General features: G+C 65.4%; 14 protein-coding genes. 5 read left to right on the top strand and 9 right to left on the bottom strand.

Going from position 1 to position 12,604, the window contains the following annotated elements:
* Positions 1–175: 175 nt before the first annotated feature.
* The 6 genes from era to ACQP0C_RS32000 all read right to left on the bottom strand — a co-directional run bounded on the left by era (position 176) and on the right by ACQP0C_RS32000 (position 5,584).
* The gene (gene era / locus ACQP0C_RS31975; protein WP_433726016.1) at positions 176–1,087 is read right to left on the bottom strand and encodes a GTPase Era; all 912 of its coding nucleotides are present in this window, start codon (positions 1,085–1,087) and stop codon (positions 176–178) included.
* Complete coding sequence (locus tag ACQP0C_RS31980) at positions 1,080–1,439, bottom strand: cytidine deaminase (RefSeq protein ID WP_433726018.1); 360 nt, start codon at positions 1,437–1,439, stop codon at positions 1,080–1,082. Before ACQP0C_RS31980 ends, era begins: the two co-directional genes overlap by 8 nt.
* Positions 1,432–2,784: a hemolysin family protein gene (locus ACQP0C_RS31985; RefSeq protein ID WP_433726020.1), complete on the bottom strand. Its 1,353-nt coding sequence runs from the start codon at positions 2,782–2,784 to the stop codon at positions 1,432–1,434. The genes ACQP0C_RS31980 and ACQP0C_RS31985 overlap by 8 nt, the downstream gene beginning before the upstream one ends.
* A complete protein-coding gene (gene ybeY, locus ACQP0C_RS31990; RefSeq protein WP_433726022.1) occupies positions 2,781–3,335 on the bottom strand; it encodes an rRNA maturation RNase YbeY in 555 nt (184 codons plus the stop codon). Before ybeY ends, ACQP0C_RS31985 begins: the two co-directional genes overlap by 4 nt.
* Positions 3,336–3,357: 22 nt before the next feature.
* The gene (locus ACQP0C_RS31995) at positions 3,358–4,446 is read right to left on the bottom strand and encodes a PhoH family protein (RefSeq protein ID WP_433726024.1); all 1,089 of its coding nucleotides are present in this window, start codon (positions 4,444–4,446) and stop codon (positions 3,358–3,360) included.
* Positions 4,447–4,666: 220 nt separating this feature from the next.
* A complete protein-coding gene (locus ACQP0C_RS32000; RefSeq protein ID WP_433726026.1) occupies positions 4,667–5,584 on the bottom strand; it encodes a LysR family transcriptional regulator in 918 nt (305 codons plus the stop codon).
* Positions 5,585–5,664: 80 nt separating this feature from the next.
* On the opposite strand from ACQP0C_RS32000, the gene ACQP0C_RS32005 reads away from it, so the two are divergent.
* Together ACQP0C_RS32005 and ACQP0C_RS32010 are read left to right on the top strand one after the other, a co-directional pair.
* Positions 5,665–6,927 carry an MFS transporter gene (locus ACQP0C_RS32005; RefSeq protein ID WP_433734717.1) on the top strand — a complete coding sequence of 421 codons (1,263 nt, stop codon included), beginning with the start codon at positions 5,665–5,667 and terminating at the stop codon, positions 6,925–6,927.
* A 190-nt stretch (positions 6,928–7,117) separates the two neighbouring features.
* Positions 7,118–7,672 carry a hypothetical protein gene (locus ACQP0C_RS32010; protein ID WP_433726028.1) on the top strand — a complete coding sequence of 185 codons (555 nt, stop codon included), beginning with the start codon at positions 7,118–7,120 and terminating at the stop codon, positions 7,670–7,672.
* 68 nt (positions 7,673–7,740) lie between these two features.
* Here ACQP0C_RS32010 and ACQP0C_RS32015 read toward each other — a convergent pair whose 3' ends face one another.
* A complete protein-coding gene (locus ACQP0C_RS32015; protein WP_433726030.1) occupies positions 7,741–8,367 on the bottom strand; it encodes a TetR/AcrR family transcriptional regulator in 627 nt (208 codons plus the stop codon).
* A 248-nt stretch (positions 8,368–8,615) separates the two neighbouring features.
* Between ACQP0C_RS32015 and ACQP0C_RS32020 the strand changes: the two genes are divergently transcribed.
* Together ACQP0C_RS32020 and ACQP0C_RS32025 are read left to right on the top strand one after the other, a co-directional pair.
* Positions 8,616–9,551, top strand: coding sequence for a metal-dependent hydrolase (locus ACQP0C_RS32020; protein ID WP_433726032.1), 936 nt, complete (start codon positions 8,616–8,618; stop codon positions 9,549–9,551).
* Positions 9,551–10,738, top strand: coding sequence for a hypothetical protein (locus ACQP0C_RS32025; RefSeq protein ID WP_433726034.1), 1,188 nt, complete (start codon positions 9,551–9,553; stop codon positions 10,736–10,738). Before ACQP0C_RS32020 ends, ACQP0C_RS32025 begins: the two co-directional genes overlap by 1 nt.
* Here ACQP0C_RS32025 and ACQP0C_RS32030 read toward each other — a convergent pair.
* Positions 10,709–11,164 carry a MerR family transcriptional regulator gene (locus ACQP0C_RS32030; RefSeq protein WP_433726036.1) on the bottom strand — a complete coding sequence of 152 codons (456 nt, stop codon included), beginning with the start codon at positions 11,162–11,164 and terminating at the stop codon, positions 10,709–10,711. The two genes, ACQP0C_RS32025 and ACQP0C_RS32030, sit on opposite strands and share 30 nt — an antisense overlap.
* Before the next feature lie 80 nt (positions 11,165–11,244).
* On the opposite strand from ACQP0C_RS32030, the gene ACQP0C_RS32035 reads away from it, so the two are divergent.
* A complete protein-coding gene (locus ACQP0C_RS32035) occupies positions 11,245–11,859 on the top strand; it encodes a class I SAM-dependent methyltransferase (RefSeq protein ID WP_433726038.1) in 615 nt (204 codons plus the stop codon).
* Positions 11,860–11,861: 2 nt separating this feature from the next.
* Here the strand turns inward: ACQP0C_RS32035 and ACQP0C_RS32040 are convergent, their stop codons facing one another.
* Positions 11,862–12,602 (bottom strand): 16S rRNA (uracil(1498)-N(3))-methyltransferase, encoded by a 741-nt coding sequence (locus ACQP0C_RS32040; protein ID WP_433726040.1) that lies wholly within the window; start codon positions 12,600–12,602, stop codon positions 11,862–11,864.
* Positions 12,603–12,604: the final 2 nt, after the last annotated feature.

The raw sequence follows: 12,604 nt of genomic DNA on the forward strand, positions 1-12,604 counted from the left end.
GCCAGCATCCGCACCATTGATCCCGCACGGCGACCGGATTGCGATGCTGCAGCCGCGCGGCGATTTCGGCCTCGCGCAGGAATCTGACCCGGTATTCCGGGTTCTCGGCATGGACTGCCGCCGACAGACCGGCTATTGCAGCGGCTCCGGGATATCACATCCCATGGCTTCGAGGTCAGAACCCAAGTTTGCCAAGCTGTTTCGGGTCGCGCTGCCAATCCTTGGCAACCTTGACGTGCAGATGCAGGTAGATGCGGACGCCGAGGATGTGTTCGATCTGTTTGCGCGCATTGGTGCCGACCTCCTTGAGGCGGGCACCGCCCTTGCCGATGACGATGGCCTTCTGCGACGGACGTTCGACATACAGCAGGCCGTGCACGTCGAGCATGTCTTCGTTCTCTTCGCGCGGCAGCACCTCTTCGATGACCACCGCGAGCGAGTGCGGAAGTTCATCGCGGACACCTTCCAGGGCGGCCTCGCGGATGAGCTCGGCCATGAGGGTTTCCTCGGGCTCGTCGGTGAGCTCGCCATCGGGGTAGAAGGCCGGGCCCTCCGGCATTTTCGAGGCGATGACATCGACGAGAACCTCGACCTGTTCCCCCTTGACCGCGGAGACCGGCACCACATCGTGGTCCGGACCGAGCAGCTGCGACAACGCCATCAGCTGTTCGGCGACCTGGTCGCGGCTCACCTTATCGATCTTGGTGACCACACCGAGCAGCGTCGTCTTCGGTGCCATCTGCTTGATCTGCTGCAGGATCCACTTATCGCCGGGACCGATCTTCTCGTCGGCCGGAATACACAGCGCGATCACGTCGACTTCGGAATAGGTATCGCGGACCAGGTCGTTCAGGCGCTGGCCGAGCAGGGTGCGCGGGCGGTGCAGGCCGGGGGTATCGACCAGGATGAGCTGGGCATGGTCACGGTGCACGATGCCGCGGATGGTATGGCGGGTGGTCTGCGGGCGCGAGGAGGTGATCGCGATCTTCTGGCCGACCAGGGCATTGGTCAGCGTCGACTTGCCGGTATTTGGGCGGCCGACGAAACAGACGAAGCCGGAACGGAATTCGGTGGTGCCCTCAGCCACCCTGTACCTCCGCGCCCTCGGCATCGTCGACGATCTCGAAGACCGCGCCCGAACGGTCGGTGAAGATGATGCGCGCCTCGGCCGCCACCTCGCGTACCGCGAAGACCCCGGCGTCCGACAACCTGCCCCCGACGACCACGGCCGCCTCGAATCCCTCCGCGCCGCTGGAGATCGCGGCCGCGACGGCGGCCTGCAGAGCGGTCAGCCGCAGCGACTGCAGAGAAACCTCACCGGCGGCGTACGTGCGGCCGTCGGTATCGCGGATGGCCGCGCCCGAACTGCCATCGGTGCGGCCTAGCGCGCCCTTGGCCAGCACCAGTAGCTTGTTGTCCTCGGCGTCCAGTTCAGTCATCGCTGTCTCCGTTCTGATCACGATCGTTCGGGATATCCCGTTCTGACCCGTTACTTTTGCGCCTGCCATTGGATTTCTCGGCATGCGACTTCTCCGGCGCCTTGCGCACGACAACGGTGTGCACCCGCACCCGCCCGCGCGCGTCCGCGCCGCCTTCACCGCGCAGTACCAAGCCGTGCGCAACGGCTTTGGAGCCGGGCAGCGGCACCCGACCCAATGCGTGAGCGAGCAGTCCGCCGACGGTGTCGACGTCCTCCTCCTCGATCTCCAGGCCGTACAGCTCGGCCAGATCGTCGACCGACAGCCGCGCCGAGACCCGGTAGCGGCCCTCGCCGAGATCCTCGATGGGCGGGGTCTCGTCGGTGTCGTACTCGTCGGCGATCTCACCGACGATCTCCTCGAGCACATCCTCGATGGTGACCAGTCCGGCAATGCCGCCGTATTCGTCGACCAGCAGCGCCATATGGTTTCGCCTGCGCTGCATTTCGTCGAGCAGACTGTCCAGCGGTTTGGAGTCGGGCATGAACACGGCCGAGCGCATCGCATCGCGCACCTGCACCTTGCGACTCCTATCCGCATACGGCACAAGGTCTTTCAGATACACCACGCCGAGAATATCGTCGACGTTCTCCCCGACCACCGGAATGCGGGAGTGCCCACTGCGCACCGCGAGCGACATCGCCTGTGCCGCGGTCTTATCCGCTTCGATCCAGACCATCTCGGTGCGCGGCACCATGACCGCGCGGGCCGGGGTGTCGCCGAGTTCGAAGACGGACTGGATCATCCGGCGTTCGTCATCGGCCACCACACCGCGTTCGCTGGCCATCTCGAACACTTCGCGCAATTCGATCTCGGATGCGAAGGGGCCGTTGCGAAATCCCTTACCGGGGGTGATCGCATTGCCGATCAGGATCAGCAGCCTGCTGACCGGACCGAGCACCGTGCCGATGAACTGCAGCGGCAGCGCCGAGGCCAGTGCGATGGAGTAGGCGTGCTGGCGGCCGAGCGTGCGCGGACCCACCCCGATCACCACATAATCCACCAGCACCATGACGACGGCGGTGAACAGCAGCGCCCAATCGTCGTCCCAGAGCGGGATCAGCGCGGCCGCCAACAGCACCGTCGCGCTGATCTCGCACAGAATACGAAGCAGCACAAGCAGATTCACATACCGCGGCCGGTCGGCCACGATTCTGCTCAGCCGCACCGCACCCGGCCGTTCGGCCCGGACCATATCGTCGAGCCGTGCCGGTGAGATGGTGTTCAGCGCCGAATCGACACCTGCGAATACCCCGCCCACCGGGACGAGCAGCACCGCCAGCAGGATGAGGGTCAGCGAATTCACGCGGGGCCCAGCGCCTCACCCGGTGTGGTGAAGCCCGCCTTCCCCAGCAGCCTGGCATCGCGTTCGGCCAATTCGGCCCGCAATTGCGCCTCGCGCAGGCTCTCGTACCACTCCTCGAGCAGCCGGGCCTGCAGCGCGAACATCTCCTTCTCCTCCTCGGGCTCGGCATGGTCGTAACCGAGGAGGTGCAGCACGCCGTGCACGGTGAGCAGCGCGAGTTCGTGATCGAGCGAATGGCCGGCCTTGCGGGCCTGGGCCCCGGCGAACTCCGGGCACAGCACGATATCGCCGAGCATGGACGGACCCGGTTCGGCGCTGTCGGGGCGACCGCCCGGCTCCAGTTCGTCCATCGGGAACGACATCACATCAGTCGGGCCGGGCAGGTCCATCCAGCGCATATGCAGATCGGCCATGGTGTCGAGATCGACGAGCACCATCGACAGCTCGGCCGCGGGGTGTACGTCCATCCGACCGATGACGAATCGCGCGACACTGACCAGGTCTTCTTCGGGTACGTCGATACCCGATTCGTTGGCGATCTCGATGCTCACCGCATCAGCCTATAAGCCGACGTCAGCGCCGATCTCCCCGGCTCGCGGCGCGGCGCTGGGCGCGATTGCCCGGATAGTGCGGCCCGACCTGGGTGACCCGCTCGGCTTCGGCCCGCTCATAGGCATCGACAATGTCGGAGACCAACCGGTGCCGAACCACATCACTGCTGGTCAGCTGGGCGAAATGGATATCTTCGATACCGTTGAGGATCTCGCTGGCGGCCCGCAGACCCGAACGCGCGCCATTGGGCAGGTCGACCTGGGTGACGTCACCGGTCACCACGATCTTCGAACCGAATCCGAGCCGGGTGAGGAACATCTTCATCTGCTCGGCCGTGGTGTTCTGCGCCTCGTCGAGAATGATGAACGAATCGTTCAGCGTGCGACCGCGCATATACGCCAGCGGCGCGACCTCGATGACACCGGCCGCCATCAACTTCGGAATGGCTTCCGGATCCATCATGTCGTGCAGTGCGTCGTAGAGCGGGCGCAGGTACGGGTCGATCTTCTCGTTGAGCGTGCCGGGCAGGAAGCCGAGCCGCTCGCCCGCCTCGACCGCGGGACGGGTGAGGATGATCCGGTTGACCTGCTTGGTCTGCAACGCCTGCACGGCCTTGGCCATGGCCAGATACGTCTTGCCGGTACCGGCGGGGCCGATGCCGAACACGATGGTGTTGGCGTCGATCGCATCGACATAGCGCTTCTGGTTGAGCGTCTTGGGCCGAATGGTCTTGCCGCGCCGGGACAGGATGTCCAGGCTCAGCACCTCGGCCGGGGATTCCGAGGAACCCTCGGTGAGCATCGATACGGTGTGGCGCACCGCCTCCGGAGTCACCACTCGATTGCGACCGGTCAGCGCGACGAGCTGTTCGATCACCCGCTCGGCCAAGGCGACGTCGGCCGCCTTGCCGGTGAGTGTGACGGAATTGCCGCGGACGTGGATATCCGCATCCAGCAGCTGCTCGAGCTCACGCAGGTTCTGGTCGGCCGAACCAAGGAACGGGAACACAGATTCGGGAGCGAGTTCGATGCTGGAACGCACGGTGCGTGCTGCGGGGCCCGAGCCGTTATCTGCTCCACCGGGGATGGAAGCCGAGGTGGGTGAACTCATGCCTGCCGCGGGTGTAGTTGGGTCGCCGATCTCGCCTTGTGTTCTCAAAAGTGGTTATAGCCTGCTTTCCGGTCTCGAATTGCTGCGTCGTTGATGAAAGTTTAACGCGCCCCACTGACAACACGCAGTGAATAAACGGCTACCCCGCCCGACACGACCGCGCGCAGATCGCTCGAAACGGCCAGCCGTTCGGCGCCGGCGATTGCCTGCCGATCGCTCGCTATCGCCGTGGCATCTGGATTCCCCCGCGCCGCCGGGCCCAATCCTCGGTGAAGTCACGAAATCGACGCACGGCGTCCGATGGCGGGACGGTCGCCGACCAGATCAGCCCGACATCGCGTACGGCTCCCGTATCGGCGAGCGGTACGGTCACCAGACCCGATAGTGCGCCCGCGGCCGGAGTCGGATCCTCCAGCGGCAGCACCGCGACGCCGAGCCCGGCCGCGACCAGGCCCGCGACCGTGACCAGATCGGTCGACTCGAAGGCGATGCGCGGACGGATATTCGCGGCCGCGCACAATTCCTCGAGTATCCGGCGCATCCCGAAACCCGTTGGCATCGTGATGAATTCCGCATCGGCGAGATCGGCGATCCGGATATGCCGACGCGCGGCCAGCCGGTGTTCGGCGGGGACGGCGAGCACCAGCGGCTGGTCCAGCAGTTTGTGCCAGCCCAATCCGGCGGCCGACGGCCGGGGCGACACGATCGCCAAATCCGCTGTGCCGTCGAGTATCTGATCGATCACCGCGTCGAACGCACCCTGCCAGAGGGTGAACGAGATGCGGGCCGAGCCGCGCCGGAAGCCACCGATCAGCTGCGGCACCAGCCAGCGGCCGAACGAGTGCAGAAATGACAGGCGGACAACACCTTTCGCAGGATCGGTGAGGTCGGCAACGGCCTGGGCGGCGGCGTCGAGTTCGGACTGTGCGCGGCGGGCGTGCTCGTAGTAGATGCGACCGAAGTCATTGAGTTCGATGCGCTTTCCGTGGCGGTCGAACAGTTCGACGCCGAGGCGGCGTTCCAGGCGGGCCAGCATGCGTGAGAGCGTCGGCTGGGCGATGTGCAGCCGGTCGGCGGCCGCGCCGACGCGCTCCAGTTCGGCGAGTGTCGTGAACCACAGCAGGTCGTCACCCAGCACGATCGGACCTCTCCTTATGCGTCTGAGGCATTAGATACCAGATTACTATTCATTTCCTTTCTTGAATCCGGCTGCCGATCCTGGACGCAGGAGGTGCCATGACCAGCACGGATACCCACTCGACCAGTGTTTCGAGCACATCGCACGAACGTCGGATCACCACCGCGCTGTTCGCCGCGGGCCTGACCACCTTCGCCTCGATGTACAGCGCGCAGGCATTGCTGCCCAGCCTGTCGGCGGCCTTCGGCGTCGATCCGGCGCACGCGGCATTGGCGGTCTCCTTGACCACCGGACTTCTGGCATTGGCGATCATCCCGGCGGGCGCACTGTCCTCGCGGTTCGGACGCACGCGCGTCATGACGGCATCCGCGGTGCTCGCGGCGGTGGTCGGTTTGCTGCTGCCGCTGAGCCCGTCGCTGGACGTCTTGCTCGTGGGCCGGGCCGTACAGGGAGTGGCGCTGGCCGGAGTACCCGCCGTCGCGATGGCCTACCTCGCCGAGGAGGTCGGCAGCGCCGGATTGGGCGCCGCGATGGGGGTATACGTCGCGGGCACCTCGATCGGCGGGCTGGCCGGGCGGTTGATTCCGGCCTTCGCCCTCGAGCTGACGTCCTGGCGTGTGGCCCAGGCCGCGATCGCGATCGCGGCGGCCATCTGCACGATCTGGTTCGTGCGCGGATTGCCGCCCTCGCGCGGATTCGTCGCCCGACCCGCCGGAATGCGTACCGTGCTCGGCGATCTCGGCACGTCGGTGCGCCACCGCGGACTGCTCGCACTGTTCGCGCTGGCGTTCGTACTGATGGGCGGCTTCGTCTCGATCTACAACTTCCTCGGCTACCGGCTGGCCCGGCCGCCCTTCGAATTGCCCGCCGCCGTTGCGGGGTCGGTGTTCCTGTTATATCTGGCCGGCACGTTCGCCTCGGCCGCCGCCGGACGCATGGCCGATCGCATCGGCAAGCACCGGGTGCTCGCGGCATCGGTCGCGCTGATGGGCGTCGGCGTTCTCGTCACCATCCCGGACCAGCTGATCGCTGTCATTGTGGGGATATCGCTGTGTACCGCAGGGTTTTTCGGCGCTCACGCGGTGGCCAGCGCCTGGGTCGGCTCGATGGCGCCCGGTAACCGTGGTGCCGCATCATCGCTGTACCTGTTCACCTACTACCTCGGTAGCGCGGTCATCGGCAGCGCCGCTGGCATCGCCTACGCGAGGGGCGGGTGGATCGCCCTGGCCGGGTGCGTCGGCGCGCTCGTGGCCGTGGCCGCGGTTCTGGTGTGGTACTTGACGATTCACGCTCGCCACGGAATCGAAGCCGCGTCCCGAGTGTGTGCATCGCAGACGGCTTGATGTCCGGCGGTCGCCTCCGAATCTTCAGCAATTGGATAGCGATGTTAACGGATACCGCTTCCCGGATTTAATCGCAGGATTCTGGCCATATGCGGCGACCGTCAAAGGTGGCCATCTGTTAACTAGAGCAGCCACCTGGCCGATCTACTACTGTGACCGACATCCGGTTCTCGATCTTTGGGGGTTTCTCATGCTCATCTGGGGCTGGCAGAAGCGTATCTACACGCTCGCCATGATCACCTTGGTCTGCGGCCGCTGCGGCAATCCCGCCGCACACGCGGTGCGCAAACTCGTCACCAAGTTCACGCTCTTCTTCATCCCACTGTTCCCGATCAGCACCAAGCACACTCTGGAATGCACGTGGTGCGGTGCGTCCTCACCTGTCGCCGCACCTCAGGTCCAAGATCTCCTCGCCCGCGCCAACGGCGAGCCCATGGGCACCGCCCAGAACCAGCAGCCCGCCCCCGGCGCACCCAACGCCAACTGGCAGCAGCCCGTTCCCAGCACGCCCAACCCCCACTGGCAGCAACCTGCCCCCGGCGCGCCCAATGCCCAGTGGCCCCAGCAGCCCACCCCCGGCGCACCCAACCACTGGCAACAGCCCGCTCCTGGCGCTCCCAATAGCCAGCAGCAGTTCGCGCCCGGCGCACCGAACAACCATTGGCAGCAGCCCGCCCCGGGCGGACCCAACGCCCAGCACCAGCAGCCCGCTCCCGGCGCACCCGACAATCACTGGCAGCAGTAGCTACCCGAGCGGCGCACGCTCGCGCGACCGTGCACGAATAGCGTCTTGCGGCTCCGCCGACAACCGCCTCAGCCCGCAGGGCGGCCGTCCGGCCTCGGTTGCGCGATGATCGCGGCCCCCATCCAGCGTCGTAGATATCGACGCAGCTCATCGTCGCCGCGGGGCGGATTACCCGGAGCGATGAAGAACGACTGCATCGTTCGCAGGATGTACTCGACGAGTTCCTGCAGAGACGCGTCGTCGTACCCGTACTGCTCCCAGTCGACGTCGAAGCGTTTGATCATGGTCATTCCGAAGGTTTGCGCCTCTTCGGAAGTAAGGCTTTCGGGGTGCACATTCGAATATGTGCTCGAGAGCAGAATGCCCAGGTGCGGCGTCCGACGTACCTCGGCAAGGGTGTAGACCACACCCTCGGTCATGGCTTCGACGGGGTCCTCGATGCCGCTCACCTGCCGTGTCAGCCGGTCCAGAAAACCATCCACCGACGCGATCGCCGCTGCCCGCATCAGCGCGTCCGCACTGGGGAAGTATCGGTACACCGTCTGACGGATGACACCGAGCGACTCCGCGACGTCGGCAATGCTGATCTCCGAACCGGTTCGCCCGATCAACTCCACCGCGGCGGTGACTATGCGACGGGATGCTTCCTCATCGCTGGTCGGTGGACTCCCGCCCCACCCGCGCCTTCCTGCCACTGCTCGCTTCCTCGGCTCGAACCATGTCCGTCGCGTGCGAAACCGACTGCGGGCCAAGCCCGCCGACTGTCCGGATCAGGGGCTCGACGCTACCACAGGGTCGTTCCGTCGCCGTTGTCCCAGTTCGGGCCAGTAAATACGATTTAGATCATACACATACATCGATCTGTGTATGATCAGCCGCATCGAGGCTTCGGCGCGTCCGAACACGGCTACCAGACCAATTCCGAAACACGAGGTATAGCCAAGTGACCGATCTGCAAGTCCGAAAGATGCGATTCGCATTCGCGGACTACGACGTACCGTTCCTGTGGAACGAAACGAATCCGGCCTTCTCGTCCATGGCCAACGCGGTGTCCTTCCTGGCGATCGGCTTCGAGAAGATGATCGTCAATATGATTCGCGAGGCCATGCCGCGGATCACCGATCCCGCGGTCGCGGAGGAGGCGGACGCGTTCGTGCGTCAGGAGGGGCAGCACTCGACCGCCCACCGCCAGCACGCCAACGCTCTGATCAGGCAATACCCCGGTCTCCATGAGACACTCAACGAAGTGATCGCGGAATTCGACCGCCTCACCGTGCACACCTGCCTGGAATATCGGCTCGCCTACACCGCCGATCTGGAGGCAACCTTCACCCCGGTGTTCAAACTGATGCTCGACAACGATGCGGCGCTTTTCCGGCCGGGAGACGACCGTGTCGCATCGCTGTTCATCTGGCACTTCGTCGAGGAAGTCGAACATCGAAGCTCCGCGCTGATCATCTTCGATTCCATTGTCGGCAGCGACGTTTACCGGATGCGCATGGCACCGTCGATCTTCCGACACGTTATGAAGGTCATCCGGCTGGCATGCGCAGGCTTCAATAAGCATGTGCCGCAGGAAGATCGGCGCATCGATGCACTGGCCATGTTCGCGACGCACCGGGGTAAGCAGAAGCTGCGCAAGTGGTTGCGGCTGCCCATCGAGGACAACGGTCCGATGTCACGCGCATTCGATGATCTACGGCTCGGCGAACAACTCATCGCGCTGGTAGGGATCGTCCGCAGTCAATTGCCCAAGCACAACCCGGACCACGAGAAGCTGCCCGCACTCGCCGATGTGTGGTTCGAGCGCTATAACGCCGGTTACGACGTATCGCACTGGTACACCGCCGATACCGCCGCGGCGCCACAGGGGGACTGATGGCCGATCATTGCGCACCCACCTTCGACCAACTCGCGAAGGCGCTCGGCTTTTCGTGTCAGGAGGCCGGTGGACTCGTCGAGGTGCGAAACCCTGCCGCATTGGAGAACTGGACGCTGCCGGTTCTCGAGTTCACCATCGTCCTCGGCGCGGTACTCGCGCTGATCTACGCGATCGTGCGCTTGCGCCGTCACGGCGATCCCACCAACCTCGTGGTCTGGTTCGGCGCGACGGCCTACCTGTTCATTATCGAACCGCCGCTGTACTTTCCCGCGGCCTTCGGTATCGACGCACACGTCGACACCATGTTCGCGCACAACGTCTTCACCGTGGATTTCCTCTGGGGCCGACTCCCGCTCTATATCGTCGCGATCTACCCACTGATGGCCACACTGGCCTTCGAAATCGTCAGAATGCTGGGCGTTTTCCGTCGGTACGGAGTTCTCGTCGGCGCCGTCTGCGTGGGCTTCGTCCACCACGGCTGCTATGAGATCTTCGACCATCTCGGACCGCAGCTGCGCTGGTGGGAATGGTCGACCGAAAACCCGCTCAATCAACCGATGTTCGATTCGGTACCGCTGCCGAGCGTGGTGGTTTTCGCCGCGCTGTGGCCGATGTCGCTCGCGTTCTTCGTCCAGTTGATCGTCGGTCGCCACGTCGACCAGGGTCGCACCTTCTCCGGACCGCAATTGGTCTGGCGCACTGCCGTTATCGGCATACTCGGGTCTTTGGGGACGGCCGTATTGCCCATCCCGGCAACGCTGTTCGGCGTCGGGAACACCCCCTTGCGGGGATTCCTCTATGCGGCCGAACTGGTCGCCGTCACTATTGTCGCGATCCCGATTCTCATTCGCCAGTGGCTGCGGCTGCGCCGAAATGACTCGGACACACCGCACTACACGAATGGCTTCGTGCGAATTTACAGCGTGGTGTATCTGTGCGTAATGGCGTTGCTCTGGGTGACCGCACTGCCCGATTACTTCGACGCCGTGGACGGTGCGACGAGCAATGGCGATCCCATCGGGAATCTCTGGTACACGCTGGCGTGCTTCACGGTCGCGATCGTCTGTGTGGTCGCCATCTTCACGGTGCCACACAACGCATCCGACCCGCTACCAGCGGAAGGTCACCGCGCCCAAGGCGACGGCGACGGAATATCAGCCCGCGGCGGGCTCGTCGGATCGTGACCGACCGCCGTGCTCGGCGGCCAGTTGTTCGAAGGTCGTACCTTCGACGAGCCGGTCCAGCCCGCCCATCATCGTCGCGCATTCGCGGGCGGGATGGTCGGCCGGGCAGTGCAGCGCGTGGTTCAGGAACTCCTGCGCGCTGCGCGCCTGCTCGATGACCTGATCCAGTTCGGCGATCCGCGCACGGACGGTCTCGCGCCACTGCGTGCCCGGAGCGTCGAGGACGGCGGCAGCGGTATCCAGCGGCAGACCCAGCCGGTGCACGATCTTGATGAACGCCAAGCGGCGCAGTTCCTCGGGACCGTACATGCGGCGGCCCGCCTGCCGCGTTCGCGGGTGCACCAAACCGCGCTCGTCGTAGTACCGCAGCGCCGACTGGCTCAGCCCGAGCCGAGCCGCGGCCGCACCGATCGGAATCAGTTCCATGCCGCCATTTGACTTCAAGTCGACCTGAAGCGGCAAGGTCGGTGGTACCTACGAGCAGGTTTCACCGAAAGGGACGACCGATGGACATTTCGCCGGCCACTGCCGCCAACCACCACGCCGACCACCCAGGTTTCGCCGGGGCCACCGGACTATTTTTCGGACTCGTGATGGCGGTGATGGGGCGCGCCAAGGCTCGGTTGGTAGTGGATCTGGCCGCGGTATCGGATGCGGATCAGGTCATCGATATCGGTTGCGGCCCCGGCACCGCGGCCAGGGCGGCCGCCCGCCGCGGCGCGCGCGTAACCGGCGTGGATCCGGCGCCGGTCATGCTGCGGCTCGCGCGGCGCTTGACCCGCGACCCCCGCATCACCTGGGCCGAAGGCACTGCCGAGCACATCCCGGCCCAAGACGGTGCCGCGACGGTTGTCTGGTCGATGGCCTCGATACACCACTGGCACGATGTCGCCGCAGGGGTGGCCGAAGTGCACCGAGTGCTGTTGTCCGGCGGGCGATTTCTCGCGATCGAGCGCCGGGTACTTCCCGACGCCACCGGCCTCGCCACCCATGGGTGGACCGAACAGCAGGCCGAATCGTTCGCGGCGTGCTGCCGCGCTGGCGGCTTCGACGACATACGCACCGAAAGCCACGGGACCGGACGAGGTGCCGTCTGGGTGGTCAGCGCCGTCCGGCCCTGACCTCACCAACGGGAGGTCAATGCCCCCAGGGCGCCGAGGGCGACGGTGGCCGCGGTCGAGGTGCGCAAAACGGTTGGGCCGAGCAAGGTCACGTCCGCACCCGCGTCGGCGAAGGCGGCGAGTTCCGAATCGTCCAGTCCGCCTTCGGGGCCGACGATCAGCATGATCTCGGTGGCCTTGTCGAAGGGCAGTTCGACGAAGCGGGCGGCGCCGGATTCGTGCAGGGCCACCACGATTCCGCCCGCTGCGACGATCTCGCGGACGGTGTCGAGCAGGTCGCGGGTGTGATGTAGATCGGCCACCTCGGGGATGTAGGCCCGCCGCGATTGCCGAGCGGCCGAACGGGCGGCGGCACGCCATTTCTCGACGGCCTTGTGTGCCTTGCCTTCCCAGTTCGCGACGCAGCGATGCGCCTGCCAGGGAACGATGACGTCGGCACCCGCCTCGGTCATCAGCTCGACCGCCAGCTCGGAACGGTCGGACTTCGGCAGTGCCTGTACGACCGTCACCCGCGGCCGCGGCGGGTCGGACAGCACCCGGTTCAGGACCGTCAACTCCAGCCGGTCCTTCTGTGCCGCAACGACTTCCGATTCGGCCAGCAGACCGTTCCCGTCGGACAGCGTGATCGCCTCACCGACCCGGATGCGACGCACCGTCGCGGCGTGTCGCCCCTCCGGGCCGTCGAGGATCGCGATGGCGCCGGGCTCGGGTATGTCGTCGAGGTAGAAGACCGTGGCGGCCAACG

The organism is Nocardia sp. CA-129566, from assembly GCF_050956075.1.
Taxonomy (GTDB): domain Bacteria; phylum Actinomycetota; class Actinomycetes; order Mycobacteriales; family Mycobacteriaceae; genus Nocardia.

What these genes read in the sequence shown, in the direction of transcription:
- ACQP0C_RS32010 (WP_433726028.1), top strand. Translation starts at nt 7,118, where the DNA reads ATGCTCATCTGGGGCTGGCAGAAGCGTATCTACACGCTCGCCATGATC.
- ACQP0C_RS32025 (WP_433726034.1), top strand. Translation starts at nt 9,551, where the DNA reads ATGGCCGATCATTGCGCACCCACCTTCGACCAACTCGCGAAGGCGCTC.
- ACQP0C_RS31980 (WP_433726018.1), bottom strand. Translation starts at nt 1,439, where the DNA reads ATGACTGAACTGGACGCCGAGGACAACAAGCTACTGGTGCTGGCCAAG.
- ACQP0C_RS32030 (WP_433726036.1), bottom strand. Translation starts at nt 11,164, where the DNA reads ATGGAACTGATTCCGATCGGTGCGGCCGCGGCTCGGCTCGGGCTGAGC.
- ACQP0C_RS32035 (WP_433726038.1), top strand. Translation starts at nt 11,245, where the DNA reads ATGGACATTTCGCCGGCCACTGCCGCCAACCACCACGCCGACCACCCA.
- ACQP0C_RS31995 (WP_433726024.1), bottom strand. Translation starts at nt 4,446, where the DNA reads ATGAGTTCACCCACCTCGGCTTCCATCCCCGGTGGAGCAGATAACGGC.